Source organism: Halomonas sp. H33-56, assembly GCF_040147035.1.
In the GTDB taxonomy this organism is placed as follows: Bacteria; Pseudomonadota; Gammaproteobacteria; order Pseudomonadales; family Halomonadaceae; genus Halomonas; species Halomonas litopenaei.
Genome location: NZ_JAMSHP010000001.1, coordinates 1773390 through 1789298 on the forward strand (window position 1 = coordinate 1773390; position 15909 = coordinate 1789298).

A 15909-nucleotide genomic window follows, 5' to 3' on the forward strand; every position below is an offset into this window, starting at 1 on the left:
ACCCCGCAGTTTACTTGCGGAATTAACCAGCTGGTCATCAGAACGGCTAACGTGAACGACTGGAGTATGTCTAAATGAGCACCATCGAAGAGCGCGTGAAGAAAGTTGTGGCAGAGCGCCTGAACGTCAAGGAAGAAGATATTCAGAACTCCTCTTCCTTCACCGAGGACCTGGGCGCTGATTCCCTGGACACCGTTGAGCTGGTGATGGCGCTGGAAGAGGAATTCGATACCGAAATTCCTGATGAAGAAGCCGAGAAGATTACCACCGTTCAGGAAGCGATCGACTACGTCAACGCCAACCAGTAAGACCGGCTCGGTGTTCCGAGTCAGTCTGCCGGTGGCGGCGATGGCCGCTTGCTGAAAGGCGGGGATGCAATCCCCGCGGAAGCCGTCCTGGTTCGCCAGGGCGGCTTTTGCGTGTCCAGGCCTCGAAGGCAGGGTCCTGTGCCAGCGTTCCCGGTAAAGCCTCGGCGCCGGGGGGAGCACAGCGGCCTGTGTCTCGGGTATAATGCGCGCAACCGACGGTCCTCCACAGTTGGGCCGTAACTTTTTGGATGTCTGGAGGAAAGCTGATGTCTCGTAGAAGGGTAGTGGTGACGGGCCTCGGCCTGGTCACACCGGTGGGCAACACCGTCAAGGAAAGCTGGGACAGCATCCTGGCCGGCAAGAGCGGTGTGGCGCCCATCGAGCACTTCGATGTCAGCGGCTTCAACACGCGCTTCGGCGGTTCGGTGAAGGACTTTGATATCAGCCCCTACCTGAACCCCAAGGATGCCAGGAAGATGGACCTGTTCATCCAGTACGGTATTGCCGCGGGGGCTCAGGCCATCGAGGACGCCGGTATCGAGTGCACCGAGGAAAATGCCGATCGCATCGGCGTGGCCATCGGCTCGGGAATCGGTGGGCTGCCGATGATCGAGCACAACCACAACGCACTCAACAAGAGCGGCGCCCGGCGTATCTCGCCGTTCTTTGTGCCCGGCTCCATCATCAACATGATCTCGGGCAATCTGGCGATTCAGCACGGCTTCCGTGGTCCCAATATCGCCATCACCACCGCCTGCACCACCGGTACCCACAATATCGGCTACAGCGCCCGCACCATCGCTTACGGCGACGCCGACGTGATGGTCTGTGGCGGTGCCGAGATGGCGACCACACCGTTGGGGCTGGGCGGCTTCTCCGCCGCGCGGGCACTGTCCACCCGCAATGACGATCCCCAGGCGGCCAGCCGCCCGTGGGACAAGGATCGCGACGGCTTCGTGCTGTCCGACGGCGCCGGCGTGGTGGTGCTGGAAGAGTACGAACACGCCAAGGCACGTGGGGCGACCATCTACGCCGAGCTGATCGGTTTCGGCATGAGCGATGATGCCTACCACATGACCCTGCCGCCGGAAGACGGTCGCGGCGCGGCGGCCTCCATGGCCAACGCGATCAAGGACGCCGGCATCGACGCCAGCGAGATCGACTACATCAACGCCCACGGCACCTCGACCGCCGCCGGTGACCTGGCCGAGAGCAGGGCGGTGGAGAAGGTCATGGGCAGCGCCGCCCAAAGCGTCGCGGTCAGCTCCACCAAGTCGATGATCGGCCACCTGCTCGGTGCCGCCGGTGCGGTGGAGGCGGTCTTCAGCATCCTGGCGATTCGTGATCAGGCGCTGCCGCCCACCATCAACCTGGACAATCCCCAGGAAGGGTGCGTGCTTGACTACGTGCCGCATACCGCCCGCGATGCCAAGGTCGACGTGACCCTGTCCAACTCCTTCGGCTTCGGCGGCACCAATGGCACCCTGGTGTTCAAGAAGGCCTGATGGATGAATAGGCCGCCCGAGCCGACATTGCCCCTGAGTGACCGGGGGCTGGCCTACGGCGATGGCCTGTTCGAGACGGTGCTGGTGCGCGACGGCACGCCGCTGTTGTGGTCTGAGCACCTGGCACGACTGCTGAACGGCTGCCGGGTGCTCGACCTGCCCCCGCCCCGTACAGAGGCCCTGGCATCCGCCCTCGCTGGCGCGGGGCCGGGGCTTGGTGTGCTCAAGCTGGTCTACACCCGGGGCAGCGGTGGGCGGGGCTACGCGCTGCCGGCGTCCTCAGACCCCAGGCTCGAGGCGATATGGTCGAGCTTCGCACCCGATCAACAGCGCTGGGCAGCCGGGGTCAGGGTGCGTCGCTGCCGCCTGCGCCTGGCACGCCAGCCCGTGCTGGCAGGGATCAAGCATCTGGCCCGCCTCGAGAACGTGCTGGCACGAGCGGAGTGGCAGGATCCCGACATCGCCGAGGGGCTTCTCGAGGATGATCGAGGCCAGCTTGTCGAAGCCACCGCCATGAACGTGTTCTTTCTCGCCCGGGGCGCCGAACAGGTATCGACCCCGCCGCTGGATCAGTGTGGCGTGGCAGGTACCCTGCGAGCCGCCTTGCTGGAACAGGGCGCGGTGGTGGAGGCGCCGTTGCTGGCTGACGAGCTTTCGTCCTGCGAGGCTTTATGGCTTGGCAACAGCGTCCAGGGCGTGTGGCCGGTCGCGCGACTCGACGACAGCGAAGGGCAGCCCCAGCATGGCTGGGAGCTGAGTGATGTCCATCGCGCCTTTCAGCACCGAGCCCACCGCCTGCTGGGGTATGCCGGGGCCGACTGAGTCACCCGGGCGCTTCCAGCCGGGGTGCCTGCATCCGCTTTGCCGTACTATTCTGACCGCTTCAGACAAGCGCCGTGCGCCGGCGCGACCAGACTAAGGAACTTCCATGCGCACCGCGCTCAAGGTCTTGCTCACTCTTGTCGTCATTGCCGCTATTGGCGGCTACGGCGCTTATCACTATTGGCAGACGCGTCTGCAGGCCCCGATCACCCTCGATGAACCGATGCTCTACGAGGTGCCGCCCGGGGCCGGTTTCAATCGGGTGGTGGATGATCTCGAGGCCCAGGGTGTGCTGGCCGACGCCTGGGCCTTCAAGCTGTTGACGCGAGTGGAGCCTGATCGTGTGCCGTCGCTGAAGGTCGGCGAGTACTCGCTGGAGCCAGGCATGAGTGGCATGCAGGTACTCGATAAGCTCGCCAGCGCCGAGGTGGTCACCTACAGCGTGACCATTCCCGAGGGCTGGACCTTCCAGCAGATGCGTGCGGCCCTGGCCGAGGCCGAGAAGCTGGCCCACGCCAGTGCCGAGATGAGCGACGACGAGATCATGACGGCGCTGGGGCACGAGGGCGAGCATCCGGAAGGACGCTTCTTCCCCGATACCTACACCTACCACAAGGGGGTGGAGGATCTGGAGATTCTGCGCCAGGCCAATCAGAGCATGGAAGCCCTGCTTGAGGAGGTGTGGGCCGATCGCGCCGAGGATCTGCCCATCGATACGCCGTACGAGGCGCTGATCATGGCCTCGCTGATCGAGCGTGAGACCGGCGCCCCCGAAGAGCGGCGTCAGATCGCCGGGGTGTTCAAGCGCCGCCTGGAGCGTGGGATGCGGCTGCAGACCGATCCAACGGTGATCTACGGCATGGGCGATCGCTTCGAGGGCAATATCACTCGGGCCGACCTGCGCGAAGCCACCCCCTACAACACCTACGTGATCGATGGCCTGCCGCCGACCCCGATCGCATTGCCGGGGCGGGCTGCACTGGAGGCCGCCGTCGACCCGCAGGAGGGCGACACCCTGTACTTCGTCGCCAAGGGAGATGGCACCCACCACTTCTCCCGCACGCTGCGTGAGCACAATAACGCCGTCAATCGTTATATTCGGCGCCGTTGACGCGGACGTCTCCCGAACCAGGAGTGGTATCCATGACGCAGACACAACCGGCCGAGCCCACCTCCGGCGCGCGCGGGCGCTTCATTACCCTGGAGGGCGGAGAAGGCGTCGGCAAGTCCACCAACCTGGCCTTCGTGGTCGACGCCCTCGAGGCGCGTGGCATCGAGGTGGTACAGACCCGCGAGCCCGGCGGGACGCCTCGGGCCGAGGCCATTCGCGAACTGCTGCTGGCGTCCAGCGACGAGCCGCTGGACAGTGACGCCGAGCTGCTGCTGGTGTTCGCGGCACGGGCCCAGCATCTTGCCCAGCGTATTCGCCCGGCCCTGGAGCGCGGCGCCTGGGTGGTCAGCGACCGCTTCACCGACGCCACCTTTGCCTACCAGGGTGGCGGTCGAGGCCTGCCGTTCGAGCGCATCGTCCAGCTCGAACGTCTGGTCCAGGGAGAACTGACGCCGGATCTGACGCTGTTGCTGGACATGCCGCTGGACGCGGCGGAGCGTCGCCTGGCGGGTCGTCTGGACCGCACCGGCACGCGCAAGGATCGCTTCGAGCAGGAGCGCCGCGACTTTTTCGAGCGGGTGCGCCTGGCCTACCTGGCCCGGGCCGAGCAGGCACCGCAGCGGATGGTCAGGATCGACGCTGACGCCAGCCTCGAAGAGGTGCAGCGGCGGATCACGCGGGTACTGGACGAGCGGGTGGCGCAATGGACGTGAGTAGTAGCGTCGCCCAGCCGCCGATGCCCTGGCTGGCGCCGCGCTGGCACGAACTGGTGCGGCTGATGGACGCCGGTCGTCTGCCCCATGCCGTGCTGCTGTCGGGCCCCCGCGGGCTCGGCAAGCAGTCCCTGGCCGAGGCACTGATTGCCCGCGCCCTGTGTGCCCGCCCAGGCGAGACCGCCTGCGGTGAGTGCCACAGTTGCCATATGCTGGCCTCGGGCTACCATCCTGACCTGCTTCGGGTGGCGCCGGAGGAGGGCAAGCGGATGATTCGCATCGACCCGATCCGTCAGGTCAATGGCTTCGTCTCCCAGACCGCTCAGCAGGGTGGGCACCGGGTCATCGAGATCCGTCCTGCCGAGGCGATGAACGTGGCCGCGTCCAACGCCCTGCTGAAGAGCCTGGAGGAGCCGGGGCAGGACACCCTGTTCGTGCTGGTCTCCGACATGCCGTCCCACCTGCTGCCGACGATCCGTTCGCGCTGCCAGCAGTGGACGCTCAAGCCGCCGGAACTCGAAGACTGCCTGGACTGGCTGTCGAAGGAACTCGGTTCCGAGGACGAAGCACGCTTCTGGTTTCGAGCCGCCGGTGGGTTGCCGCTGGCAGCGCGACAGCTGGCCGAGCCGGGCTCGCGGGCGCTGCGTCAACAGCTGCACGAGACCTTCGACGCCCTGGTACGTGGCGCCGAACCGGTGGCCGAGGCGGCCCGGCTGGACCGCCAGGCCATCGATGCCATCCTGTGGTACGGTATCGCCTGGCTGGAGGATCTGATTCGCTTGGGGCTTTCCGGCGAGCCTGAAGGCCTCAGAAACCCCGACCTGGCACCGCTCTATCGTCAGGCGGTGAAAAATGGCCGGGTGCGCGACTGGTTCCGCCTGCTCGACTACGCCCGTGAGCAGCGTCGGTTGCTCAGTGAAGGCGGCAATCCCAACCCGCAACTGGTGCTCGAGGCCTGGCTGGTCCGCTGGGCGGCCCTGTTGCGTTCCTGAGCGACGTCGTGTGCCCAGACGTCCTCCCCGGAGGCTCGCTGGCGTCTCTGATCATCGTCGCCGGTATTCGTCCCTGACATCCGTATTCAAGCCCCGAGAGATCTTCATGTTCGTCGATTCCCACTGCCATCTCGATCGCCTTTCTCCTGATACCCATGGCGGCGATCTGTCGCGGGCCCTGGACGCCGCCCGCGAGCGCGGCGTCCAGCAGTTCCTGGCCATCAGCGTGACCCTCGACGGCGTGCCCGAACTGGCCGCAATTCGCCAGGCCCACGACGACGTGGTGATCTCCGCCGGGGTGCATCCGCTGCATCAGGTGGAGCACGAACCCGGCGTTGCCGAGATTGTCGCCTGCGCCAAGGAGCATGGTGCCGTGGCCATCGGCGAATCGGGACTGGACTATCATTACGACAGTGTTCCCGCCGAGGTGCAGCACGAGCGTTTCGCTCGCCATCTGCAGGCTGCCACCGAACTGTCGCTGCCGATCGTGGTGCATACCCGGGAAGCGAGGGAGGACACGCTCTCGCTGATTCGTCAGTACAGCGATCCCGAGGTCGGCGGGGTGCTGCACTGCTTCACCGAGGACCTCGAGATGGCGCGGGATGCGGTGCGCCTGGGCTTTTATATCTCCTTGTCGGGGATCGTCACCTTTCGCACCGCCGAGTCGCTGCGCGAGGTGGCAAGAAAAGTACCGCTGGATCGTCTGCTGATCGAGACCGACAGCCCCTATCTGGCGCCGGTGCCGCACCGTGGCAAGCCCAACGAGCCGGCCTGGGTGGTCGACGTGGCCCAATGCATTGCCGACGAGCGGGGAATCAGCGTGGAAGAGGTGGCGATGCAGACCACCGCCAACTTCTACCGGCTGTTTCCCAAGGCCCAGCCTGCCGCCCCGGAGGACCTCAAGCAGGCCCTTCGCGACGCGGGCTTTGTGGACCAGGGCTAAGCGGGCGTTGTGGACCAGGGCGAAGCAGGCTTTGTTGTGAACAGGGCCCATGGCCCCGGTCGGCACGGGCACCGGTCTGTTGGCCGGGCCTTGAGCGATAACTCGACGAGGTAGCCTCCATGCAACTCGATCACATCCTGAACGGCATCGCCGAGCTTGGTGAGCGTCCGCCCTTGTCTGACTGGCAGCCCGAACCGAGCGGCGAGATGGACCTGGTGATCGCCCGGGACGGGCGCTGGATCCACGAAGGCAGTCCGATCCAGCGTCCTGAGCTGATGCGCCTTTTTGCGCGCATCCTGCGACGGGAGGACGACGGCCACCACTACCTGGTCACGCCTATCGAAAAGTGGCGGATCAGCGTCGAGGACACCGCCTTTGTGGTACTGGAGGCCGAGCAGGCAGACGCTCGGCTGGAAGGCCAGTCAAAAGGCCAGCCAGAAGACCAGCCAGAAGACCACGTAGACAAGCGCTGGTGGCTGACCACCAACGTCGGCGAGCGTATCGCCCTGGGGCAGCAGCATCGACTATCGCTGTCGACGACACCGGCGGGCGAGGAGGTGCCCCAGGTGTGCCTGCCCTACGGCGTGAGTGCTCGACTCGGGCGTAACGTCTTCTACCGTCTGGTCGAGCAGGCCGAAGCGTGCACCGAGCGCGGCGAGCTGGGGCTTACCAGCGACGGCGTGTGGCAGCCGCTGGGACGCCTGGAGGGTGACGCGCACTGATGGCTTCACCTGCATTGGAGCGGCTCGCGCTGACGCCCGAACAACGCTGCGTTGTCGCCCACCCGGCAGGCCACGCCAGGGTCGCGGCGGTGGCCGGAGCGGGCAAGACCACCACCCTGGTGGCCAGGGTGCTGCACCTGCTGTCCCACGGAGTCAGCGCCCGGCGCATGATGGTGCTGATGTTCAACCGCGCCGCCCGGGAAGACTTTCAGCGCCGTCTGGTGGCCATGGCCGAACCCGGCATGGAACTGCCGGAGGTGCGTACCTTTCACTCTCTCGGACATCGTCTGAGTCAGAGCCTGACCCGCTGGGGCGCGCTGCCACGGCGCGAACTGCTGACCGCAGACTGGCAGCAGGAGCGACTGCTGCGCCAGGCGACCCTGGAGGCGTTGGCCCAGGTCGACGAGGATCGCGACGCCGCGCTCGAGCCCGATCGCATCGAGGAACTCGCCCACTTCTGTTCGCTGGTCAAGGCCGAGGTGATCGACCCCCAGTTGCTGTATGAGCGGCTCGAGCTTGGCGAGGGGACTCGCCACTTCGTCGTCGCCCACCAGTGTCTCGAGACATTGCTGGCCGATCACGGCGTGATGACCTATTCGGATCTGCTGTATCGACCGCTGCTGGCACTCGAAGGTGATCCCGCGCTGCGCCAGCGGGTTCAGGGCTTCCTCGACCATGTGATCATCGACGAGTATCAGGACATCAATGCCGCCCAGCAGCGGTTGTTGGCGGTGCTGGCCGGCGACCAGGCTTCGGTGATGGCGGTGGGTGACGCCAACCAGTGCATCTATGAATGGCGCGGTGCCCACCCGGAGGCCATGCTCGAGAACTTTACCCGGATCTTCGGTGCCGCCACCGACTACCCCTTGTCGACCACCTTTCGCCATGGTCACGCCTTGGCGCTGGCCGCCAATCATGCCATCGCCGGCAACCCGCGTCGCCCGGACCAGCTATGCCTGGCGGCGCCCACCAATCCGCGTACCGAGCTCAAGGTGGCACGGGGCGCCAGTGCCTTCCTCGATGGACTCAAGCGCTGGGTGGAAGCCGGCCGTCGTCTCGACGAAGCCTGTCTGCTGGTACGTAGCTGGACCCTGTCGGTGCCGATGCAGCTGGCGCTGTTGCGCGAAGGCATTCCCTTTCGCCTGGCCCGGGAGGATCGCTTCGTCTTTCGCCTGCCGCTGGTAGAGGCACTGGCCGGCTATCTATCGCTGGCGCTGTCGCCCGAGCAGCTGCGCGACCCCGGCGCGCTGATGCCGATGTTTGCCCAGCCGACCTGCTTTGTACCACGTGAAGTGCTCGCTGGCCTGGTGCAGCGCCTGGCCGACACCCAGACCTGGCCAGGGCCGGGCGATGCGCTGCTGGCGCGACTGAAGCCGCACCAGAAGCGCACCCTCAAGCGTCGCTGGCAACTGCTGTGCGAGCTGCCGAAGCTTGCCCATCTTTCCGCCGACGCGCTGCTCGAGCACGTGGTCGAGGAGGTCGAGGCGGAAAAGGTACTCAAGCGCGCCGCCTCCCGCCGCGACAAGGGCGAGGAGGACGTGCGCCTGCTCGACGTTCTGATCGAGCAGGCTCGGGAGGTCGGCGACATCGCCACCTTCATCGAGCTGCTGCGACGCCCGGTGCAGAACCGCGACGAAGGGGTGTTGATCAATACGGTTCATGGCGCCAAGGGCCTGGAGTGGCCGCTGGTGATGGTGGGGGCGGTCAATGAAGAGGACTTTCCCCACTACAGTCGTGACAACCCCCTGTCCCCCGAGCGTCTCGAGGAAGAGCGCAGGCTCTACTATGTGGCCATCACCCGGGCCATCGAACGCCTGGTCATCCTCCACGATGGCGGCGATCATCGTCCCAGCCGCTTTATCCAGGAGAGCGCCTGCCGCGACGCCAGCGCCGTGGCCAGGGCGCTGTACCGATGCGCTGACGGAGCCGACCCCGAGGAGGTGAGCGTCGCCGAGCCGGCACTGGTGGGGCGCTATCTGAATGCCCTGGGGCAGCCGCTGCCGATCAAGGCGCTTGAGCGAGCGCCAGGCAATGGCCATTACCAGGTGGGTGAGCGCATTCGCCACGGCGTCTTCGGTGACGGTGAGGTCGCCTTGGTGGAAGGCGACCCCGCCAATCCGGTCATCGAGGTGCGCTTCGATCGTGCCGGCAAGCGCCGCCTGATCGCCCATCGCGCCCCGATCGAGCGGCTGTCGAGCGCCTGATCAGGGCGCGGGCCACTTGTCGAGACGCGCGAAAGCGCTTCGATACGATAAGGCTCCGAAGCGATAAAGCCTTGCGCCACCAGACAGTGTTCTGACATGAGAAGGAGTTCGTCATGACCCATCCCTTGATCGACGCCGATAGCCTGCGACACGCGCTAGACGGCGACACCCCGCCGCTGGTGCTGGACTGCCGCGTGCGCTTGAACGACCCCGAGGCCGGGGCGGCGCTGTGGCGTCAGGCGCATGTCCCTGGCAGTCTGCACCTGGATCTGGACCGTGACCTGTCCGGGCCCAGGGACGCTGGCTCCGGGGCAGGCGGACGACACCCCTTGCCGAGCCACGCCGACTTCACCGCGACCCTTCAGCGACTGGGCGTCGCGCCTGAGCGCGAGGTGGTGGTGCTCGATGATGCCGGCGGCCAGCTGGCGGCGGCGCGGGCCTGGTGGATGCTGAGCGAGTGGGCCGGCCACCCGCGGGTGCGCCTGCTCGACGGTGGCCTCGCCGCCTGGGAGAGCATCAATGGCGACTGGGAGGTGGGGGAGGGTGCGCCTCCTGCGCCGTCGCAGTGGACACCCGAATTCGACGACAGTCGTTTCGTCGTCCTCGAGGAGATGGCGTCGACTGCGGCGCTGAAGGTGGACGCCCGGGCCGGTGAGCGCTATCGCGGCGAGGTCGAGCCGATGGACCCCCGAGCCGGGCATATCCCTGGTGCGGTCAATCGCCCCTGTAGCCTCAATCTCGACGACAATGGACGCTTCAAGTCGCCGGAGGCTTTAGCAAGAGAACTGCCCCAGAAGTCGCAGCAGGATCCTGGCGTGATTGCCTACTGCGGCTCCGGCGTTACCGCCTGCCATGACATTCTCGCCTATCGCCTGGCGGGTCTGCCGGCCCCGCGGCTCTATGTCGGCTCCTGGAGCGAGTGGAGCGGCGATCCCGCACGCCCGGCCGAGACCGGCCCCGCCACCGCTTCCTGACGCCACTGCTGACGGCGCCGCCTTGTGGCGCCTACAGCGGTCCTTCAGCGTCAACACCATCAACGAGCACGGCCCCGTCATCAGGTGACGGGGCCGTGCTCGTTGGACTATCAGCATGGCGCTGAATCATCAGTACCTGGTCGAGGTGGGGCCTGGCTCTCCTGCGCAGCCGGGCCCTGTCGATTCATCGTCTAGCGGCCTGCCTCGCTGGCGCCTGTCTGGCCAGAGTCTGGGTGGGCGGCTGGGTGGGCGGCATGGTGGCGGCCCTCCAGACGGCTCAGCAGCATGGCGTTGGCGGTATTGCCCATCACGTTCAGAGAGGTGCGGAAGCCATCGGTGAAGCGGTCCACCCCGGCGACCACGGCGACGCCTTCCAGCGGCAGCCCTGCAGCCGACAGCACGGTGCTCATGGCCACCAGGCCAGCGCCCGGCACGCCAGCGGTGGAGAAGGATACCAGCAGGCCGGTGGTGAAGATGGTGGCGGCCAGGGTCAGGGTCACCTCGACGCCGAACAGCTGCGCCACGAAGAGCGCATTGAAGCCCTGGAGCACGGCGGCGCCGTCACGTTTAAGGGCGGTCCCGAAGGGCAGGGCGAAGGCGCTGAGCTGGTGTGGCGCACCGTAGGCCCGGGCATTGTTGAGGGCGATCGGCAGGGTGGCGTTGGAGCTGGCGGTGCCAAGGGCAAAGCTCAGGGCCTCGCCGAAGTGGCGCAGGTAGGCCAGGGGGCGGGCACCTGTGATCGCCAGCAGGGCCAGATAGAACACCGCCATGGCGACGATGGCCGCCAGCAGGCCGATCACGTACAGGCCGAGCTTCAACAGCAGGTCGAACCCCTGGGTGGCCACCACCGAGGCGATCAGCGCGAACACACCGATGGGCGCAAGCTTGAGTACCATCGACAGGATCTTGAGAGTCACGTCGTAGCCGCTCTGCAGCAGCGAGACCAGCGGCCGACTCTGTTCCGGTAGCTGGCGGGCGGCCACGCCGACCAGGGCGGCGGCCAGGATGATCTGCAGCAGGTTGGCCTCGGCCAGCGCCTCGAAGGGGTTTTTCGGTACCAGGCCCACCAGCCACTGGGCCAGCGGGGTCGGGTCGCGGGCCTCGACGCCGGCGGCCTGAGCGCTGTCCACGCCGAGGCCTGGGCTCAGCCAGGCGGCCATGCCCATGCCGATGGCCAGGGCCACCGCGCTGGTCAGCACATAGAGCATCAGCAGCTTGCCGGCGTAGCGTCCGACGCTTTCGCTGCGATCGACCTGGGTAAAGCTCAGTACCAGAGCGCAGAACACCAGCGGCACCACGATAAATTGCAGAAGGCGCAGAAATACCTGACCCAGCGGGGTCAGCAGTTGGGTATCCAGGACGCCCGCCCACTGGGGCAGGAACAGATTGACGGCGCCGCCGGCCAGGATCCCGAGGATCAGGGCCAGCAGTATTTGACGGGTGTGGGCCATGGTATCTCCCTGTAGCGGCCTCGATCACGGCTGCCCTGTCGCTGTCCCTGGCCTGGAGCTCGACCGGATAGGCCGATGACAAGGCGGGTGTGCGGCAGGGGGGGGGCGATCGATAAGGGGGCACACTATTAGGGCTCGGCGATGTCTTGGCAAGAAGCCCAATAGACCGATTTGTTATGACGTTAAGTGTATGCCCAGCAATAAAAAAACGGACGGGGCTGGGCCCGTCCGCTGAGGGTGTTGGCTAACGGGCGTGTCAACGCCCTGGGTCATGGTGGAGGCGCGTTCGGCAGCGACGCGGCCCGCCCGCGATCACATATTGGGATAGTTGGGACCACCGCCGCCTTCCGGGGCGACCCAGGTGATGTTCTGGGCGGGGTCCTTGATGTCGCAGGTCTTGCAGTGGACGCAGTTCTGGAAGTTGATCTGGAAACGCGGCTGGCCATCGTCACCCTCGACCACTTCGTAGACCCCGGCGGGGCAGTAGCGCTGAGCGGGCTCGGCGTACTCCGGCAGGTTCTTGTGGATCGGAATTTCCGAATCCTCGAGCTTGAGGTGGCAGGGCTGGTCTTCCTCGTGATTGGTGTTGGACAGGAACACCGAGGAGGGCTTGTCGAAGGACAGCTTGCCGTCGGGCTTGGGGTAGTCGATCTTCTCGAACTCGCTGGCGGGCTTGAGCGCCGCATGGTCCGCAGTGGTGTCGTGGACCCTGGGCAGCTTGCCGCCGAGCAACTGATCGACGAAGTTGTAGGCGCCACCGCCCACGGTGCCGTACTTGTGGATCGCGGGACCGAAGCTGGCGGTCTGCTCGAGCTCCTTGTAGGCCCAGCTGTCCTGCCACCTGGCCTCGAACGCCTTGAGTTCGTCGCCGCCCTCGTTGCCGTCCTTGAGCGACTCGAACACGCTTTCTGCCGCCACCAGACCGGACTTCATGGCGGTGTGGATGCCCTTGATCTTGGCGAAGTTGAGGGTGCCGGCGTCACAGCCGATCAGCAGCCCGCCGGGGAAGGTCATCTTCGGCAGGCAGTTGAGGCCGCCCTTGGCGATGGCACGGGCCCCGTAGGCCACCCGCTTGCCGCCTTCCAGGTAGCGCTTGAGCACCGGGTGGTGCTTCATCCGCTGGAACTCGTCGAACGGCGACAGGTAGGGGTTCTGGTAGGCCAGGTCCATGATCAGGCCGACCACCACCTGCTGGTTCTCGGCGTGGTAGAGAAACCAGCCGCCGTGGGTGTTCTTGTCCAGCGGCCAGCCGGAGCCGTGCAGCACCAGCCCTGGCTCGTGCTGTTCCGCCGGTACGTCCCACAATTCCTTGAGACCGATGCCGTAGTGCTGGGGATCCTTGCCCTCGTCCAGGCGGAATTCGCGGATCAGGCGCTTGCCGATGTGGCCACGGGCGCCCTCGGCGAACAGGGTGTATTTCGCACGAAGCTCCATGCCCGGTGCGTAGCCGCCTTTCTCGCTGCCGTCGGCGGCCACGCCCATGTCGCCGGTCAGGATGCCGCGTACCACGCCGTCCTCGACGATGGCGTCCTGGGCGGCGAAGCCCGGGAAGATCTCGACGCCCAGGGACTCTGCCTGTTCGGCCAGCCAGCGGCACAGGTTGCCGGCGCTGATCACATAGCGGGTGATGTCGCCACCGGTGTTGTGCATGCTCTTGGGCACCAGCGCGTTGGGCAGCTTCTGGGCCTTCTCGGCGTCCTTGAGCAGGTACAGCTCGTCACGCACCGCCGGGGTGGTCAGCGGGGCGCCACGCTCCTCCCAGTCGGGGAACAGCTCGAATAGCGCGCGGGGCTCGAGCACCGCTCCGGACAGAATATGGGCGCCCACCTCGGAGCCCTTCTCGACCACGCAGACGGTCAGTTCCTGCTCGGCCTCGTTGGCCTGCTGCATCAGTCGGCAGGCGGCGGCCAGTCCAGACGGACCGGCGCCGACGATGACCACATCGAACTCCATGGTGTCGCGTTCTACTTGTTCTGCCATCGGGTGCTTTCCTCCTCGGCGTGACGTCGGGGTGCCACCAACGTCGTACAGATTTTAAACGGTCGTTTGCTTCACGGTGTGTCCCATGATAGGCATAATAGCGTCGTCGGGTCATCCTTACGATGGTCGACCCTCCCCAATGGTCGACTCGGCATGCGGGGATTGTTGCCAAGGCCCGGCCTGTGGCACATTGAAGGTACGCACCGAGCCCCTATCAAACGCTTGCATGAAACGCATAAGGGCATAGCGAAAAGTTCTCAATCGTGGTGTCCTCTCGGGACACGCGATGCGTAAATCGATGCGGTGCCCGTCACCGCCAACGTGTTGATGGTTCCTTCCTTACATTCAAGGTTCCCCAGATGAACCAAGCGAGGACAACATGAAAGTACTCGTCGCGGTCAAACGCGTCATCGACTACAACGTCAAGATCCGGGTCAAGCCGGATGGCAGCGACGTTGACTTGACCAACGTCAAGATGGCCATGAATCCCTTCTGCGAAATCGCCGTGGAAGAGGCGGTGCGCTTGAAGGAGAAGGGCGTGGCGACCGAGGTGGTGGCGGTGACCGTGGGGCCGAAGGCGGCGCAGGAACAGCTGCGCACGGCCCTGGCGCTGGGGGCCGATCGCGCCATCCACGTCGAGAGCGACGAGCGCGTTGAATCGCTGGGCGCGGCCAAGGCACTGGCCAAGGTGGTCGAGAAGGAAGCGCCGCAGCTGGTCATCCTCGGCAAGCAGGCGATCGACTCCGACAACAACCAGACCGGTCAAATGCTGGCCGCGCTGACCGGCATGGCCCAAGGCACCTTCGCCTCCGAGGTGGAAGTCGAAGGCGAGACCCTCAAGGTCATCCGCGAGATCGATGGCGGACTGCAGACGGTGTCGCTGAAGCTGCCGGCGGTGGTCACTACCGACCTGCGCCTGAACGAGCCGCGCTACGCCAAGCTGCCGGACATCATGAAGGCCAAGAAGAAGCCGATGGACGTGATGACCCCGGCCGATCTGGGCGTCGAGGTGGCCAGCCGTCTCAAGCTGGTCAAGGTCGAGCCGCCGGCCGAGCGCCAGGGTGGCGTCAAGGTGGGCTCGGTGGACGAGCTGGTGGACAAACTGAAGAATGAAGCGAAGGTGATTTCATGAGCATTCTGGTTCTGGCAGAACACCACGACGGCCAGCTGGCCGACGCCACCGCCCACGTGGTGGCCGCCGCCCAGGCTATCGGTGGTGATATCGACGTGCTGGTCGCCGGTCAGGACGTGGCCGCCGTGGCCGAGGCCGCAGCCAAGCTGGATGGTGTCAGCAAGGTGCGTGTCGCCGACAGCGAGACCTTCGCTCACCTGCTGGCCGAGCCCACCGCCGACCTGCTGGTGGCCCTGGCCGACGACTACAGCCATGTGCTGGCGGCCGCTTCCACCACCGGCAAGAACGTGCTGCCGCGCCTGGCGGCACTGAAGGATGTGGCCCAGATCTCCGAGATCATCGCGGTGGAGAGCGGCGACACCTTCAAGCGTCCGATCTACGCCGGCAACGCCATCGCCACCGTCCAGAGCGAGGACGCGCTCAAGGTCATCACTGTGCGTTCCACCGCCTTCGACGCCGTCGGCCAGGGTGGCTCCGCTGCCATCGAACCGGTCGAGGCGAGCATCGACAACAGCCTGTCGAGCTTCGTCGGTGAAGAGCTGGCCAAGAGCGATCGTCCCGAGCTGGGGGCTGCCCGCGTGGTCATCTCCGGTGGTCGCGGCATGGGCAGCGGCGAGAACTTCAAGATCCTCGACAACATCGCCGACAAGCTGGGCGCCGCCATCGGTGCGTCCCGTGCGGCGGTGGATGCCGGCTTCGTGCCCAACGACATGCAGGTCGGCCAGACCGGCAAGATCGTGGCGCCGGACCTGTACATCGCCGTGGGCATCTCCGGAGCCATCCAGCACCTGGCCGGGATGAAGGACTCCAAGGTCATCGTCGCCATCAACAAGGACGAGGAGGCGCCGATCTTCCAGGTCGCCGACTATGGCCTGGTGGCCGATCTGTTCGAGGCCATTCCGGAGCTCGACAGCAAGCTCTGAGTGCAAGATGTAGAAACGGCTGTGCCGGCTAGGCCGGCAACGCTGACAAACGCCGTGGCGGCCAACGCCACGGCGTTTTTATTGGTGGGTGTCTGGCATCGATGTGCATGGCCGCCAACCCCTCGCCAG

14 protein-coding genes are annotated in these 15909 nt (G+C 65.9%); 12 read left to right on the forward strand and 2 right to left on the reverse strand.

Annotated elements, in window-relative coordinates; translation table 11 throughout:
• Positions 1–74 precede the first annotated feature (74 nt).
• The 10 genes from acpP (at position 75) to NFH98_RS07780 (ending at position 10294) form a co-directional block, all read left to right on the forward strand.
• Entirely contained in the window at positions 75–308 is a 234-nt protein-coding gene (acpP, locus tag NFH98_RS07735; RefSeq protein ID WP_021820799.1) for an acyl carrier protein, read from the forward strand.
• A 266-nt stretch (positions 309–574) separates the two neighbouring features.
• Positions 575–1813, forward strand: a complete 1239-nt coding sequence (gene fabF, locus NFH98_RS07740) for a beta-ketoacyl-ACP synthase II (protein ID WP_045993406.1) — start codon at positions 575–577, stop codon at positions 1811–1813.
• 3 nt (positions 1814–1816) lie between these two features.
• On the forward strand, positions 1817–2635 hold the full coding sequence (gene pabC / locus NFH98_RS07745) for an aminodeoxychorismate lyase (protein ID WP_349622448.1): 819 nt from the start codon (positions 1817–1819) through the stop codon (positions 2633–2635).
• Between the two features lie 106 nt (positions 2636–2741).
• The gene (mltG, locus tag NFH98_RS07750; protein WP_108132683.1) at positions 2742–3746 is read left to right on the forward strand and encodes an endolytic transglycosylase MltG; all 1005 of its coding nucleotides are present in this window, start codon (positions 2742–2744) and stop codon (positions 3744–3746) included.
• Between the two features lie 32 nt (positions 3747–3778).
• Positions 3779–4459: a dTMP kinase gene (tmk, locus tag NFH98_RS07755; RefSeq protein WP_108132684.1), complete on the forward strand. Its 681-nt coding sequence runs from the start codon at positions 3779–3781 to the stop codon at positions 4457–4459.
• Positions 4450–5451, forward strand: coding sequence for a DNA polymerase III subunit delta' (locus NFH98_RS07760; RefSeq protein WP_108132685.1), 1002 nt, complete (start codon positions 4450–4452; stop codon positions 5449–5451). The genes tmk and NFH98_RS07760 overlap by 10 nt, the downstream gene beginning before the upstream one ends.
• 106 nt (positions 5452–5557) lie before the next feature.
• Entirely contained in the window at positions 5558–6394 is an 837-nt protein-coding gene (locus tag NFH98_RS07765) for a TatD family hydrolase (protein ID WP_108132686.1), read from the forward strand.
• Between the two features lie 119 nt (positions 6395–6513).
• Positions 6514–7116: a DUF1285 domain-containing protein gene (locus NFH98_RS07770; protein WP_349622449.1), complete on the forward strand. Its 603-nt coding sequence runs from the start codon at positions 6514–6516 to the stop codon at positions 7114–7116.
• On the forward strand, positions 7116–9320 hold the full coding sequence (locus NFH98_RS07775) for an ATP-dependent helicase (protein WP_349622450.1): 2205 nt from the start codon (positions 7116–7118) through the stop codon (positions 9318–9320). Before NFH98_RS07770 ends, NFH98_RS07775 begins: the two co-directional genes overlap by 1 nt.
• Positions 9321–9433: 113 nt before the next feature.
• Positions 9434–10294: a sulfurtransferase gene (locus NFH98_RS07780; RefSeq protein WP_348827906.1), complete on the forward strand. Its 861-nt coding sequence runs from the start codon at positions 9434–9436 to the stop codon at positions 10292–10294.
• Between the two features lie 191 nt (positions 10295–10485).
• Here NFH98_RS07780 and NFH98_RS07785 read toward each other — a convergent pair whose 3' ends face one another.
• Together NFH98_RS07785 and NFH98_RS07790 are read right to left on the reverse strand one after the other, a co-directional pair.
• Positions 10486–11745, reverse strand: a complete 1260-nt coding sequence (locus NFH98_RS07785) for a dicarboxylate/amino acid:cation symporter (RefSeq protein WP_349622451.1) — start codon at positions 11743–11745, stop codon at positions 10486–10488.
• 312 nt (positions 11746–12057) lie between these two features.
• Entirely contained in the window at positions 12058–13725 is a 1668-nt protein-coding gene (locus NFH98_RS07790) for an electron transfer flavoprotein-ubiquinone oxidoreductase (protein WP_045993415.1), read from the reverse strand.
• A gap of 379 nt (positions 13726–14104) precedes the next feature.
• Here NFH98_RS07790 and NFH98_RS07795 point away from each other — a divergent pair, with 379 nt between their 5' ends.
• Together NFH98_RS07795 and NFH98_RS07800 are read left to right on the forward strand one after the other, a co-directional pair.
• Positions 14105–14857, forward strand: coding sequence for an electron transfer flavoprotein subunit beta/FixA family protein (locus tag NFH98_RS07795; RefSeq protein ID WP_045993416.1), 753 nt, complete (start codon positions 14105–14107; stop codon positions 14855–14857).
• Positions 14854–15780 (forward strand): electron transfer flavoprotein subunit alpha/FixB family protein, encoded by a 927-nt coding sequence (locus NFH98_RS07800; RefSeq protein ID WP_108132691.1) that lies wholly within the window; start codon positions 14854–14856, stop codon positions 15778–15780. The genes NFH98_RS07795 and NFH98_RS07800 overlap by 4 nt, the downstream gene beginning before the upstream one ends.
• Positions 15781–15909 lie beyond the last annotated feature (129 nt).

Excerpts from the sequence above, each read along its gene's own strand:
- tmk (WP_108132684.1), top strand. The coding sequence starts at position 3,779 with ATGACGCAGACACAACCGGCCGAGCCCACCTCCGGCGCGCGCGGGCGC.
- NFH98_RS07760 (WP_108132685.1), top strand. The coding sequence starts at position 4,450 with ATGGACGTGAGTAGTAGCGTCGCCCAGCCGCCGATGCCCTGGCTGGCG.
- NFH98_RS07800 (WP_108132691.1), top strand. The coding sequence starts at position 14,854 with ATGAGCATTCTGGTTCTGGCAGAACACCACGACGGCCAGCTGGCCGAC.
- NFH98_RS07785 (WP_349622451.1), bottom strand. The coding sequence starts at position 11,745 with ATGGCCCACACCCGTCAAATACTGCTGGCCCTGATCCTCGGGATCCTG.
- NFH98_RS07765 (WP_108132686.1), top strand. The coding sequence starts at position 5,558 with ATGTTCGTCGATTCCCACTGCCATCTCGATCGCCTTTCTCCTGATACC.
- mltG (WP_108132683.1), top strand. The coding sequence starts at position 2,742 with ATGCGCACCGCGCTCAAGGTCTTGCTCACTCTTGTCGTCATTGCCGCT.
- acpP (WP_021820799.1), top strand. The coding sequence starts at position 75 with ATGAGCACCATCGAAGAGCGCGTGAAGAAAGTTGTGGCAGAGCGCCTG.
- fabF (WP_045993406.1), top strand. The coding sequence starts at position 575 with ATGTCTCGTAGAAGGGTAGTGGTGACGGGCCTCGGCCTGGTCACACCG.
- NFH98_RS07795 (WP_045993416.1), top strand. The coding sequence starts at position 14,105 with ATGAAAGTACTCGTCGCGGTCAAACGCGTCATCGACTACAACGTCAAG.
- NFH98_RS07770 (WP_349622449.1), top strand. The coding sequence starts at position 6,514 with ATGCAACTCGATCACATCCTGAACGGCATCGCCGAGCTTGGTGAGCGT.
- NFH98_RS07780 (WP_348827906.1), top strand. The coding sequence starts at position 9,434 with ATGACCCATCCCTTGATCGACGCCGATAGCCTGCGACACGCGCTAGAC.
- pabC (WP_349622448.1), top strand. The coding sequence starts at position 1,817 with ATGAATAGGCCGCCCGAGCCGACATTGCCCCTGAGTGACCGGGGGCTG.
- NFH98_RS07790 (WP_045993415.1), bottom strand. The coding sequence starts at position 13,725 with ATGGCAGAACAAGTAGAACGCGACACCATGGAGTTCGATGTGGTCATC.
- NFH98_RS07775 (WP_349622450.1), top strand. The coding sequence starts at position 7,116 with ATGGCTTCACCTGCATTGGAGCGGCTCGCGCTGACGCCCGAACAACGC.